At 72.4% G+C, this 225-nt stretch carries 1 pseudogene; it reads left to right on the forward strand.

The features are described 5' to 3' along the window. Positions 1-225: pseudogene (locus IG94_RS39555) on the forward strand (glucose-6-phosphate isomerase); the annotation flags it as partial.

Below are 225 nucleotides of genomic sequence, written 5' to 3' on the forward strand. Positions count from 1 at the left end.
CGGCGAGCGGATCAACATCACCGAGGACCGCGCCGTGCTGCACACCGCGCTGCGCGCGCCGCGGGACGCGGTGATCGAGGTCGACGGCGAGAACGTCGTACCGAAGGTGCACGCCGTCCTCGACAGGATGGCCGCCTTCGCCGGGCGGGTGCGCTCCGGCGAGTGGACCGGTCACACCGGCCGGCGCATCCGCAACGTCGTCAACATCGGCATCGGCGGCTCCGA

Source organism: Streptomyces olivaceus (assembly GCF_000721235.1).
GTDB classification, from domain to species: domain Bacteria; phylum Actinomycetota; class Actinomycetes; order Streptomycetales; family Streptomycetaceae; genus Streptomyces; species Streptomyces olivaceus.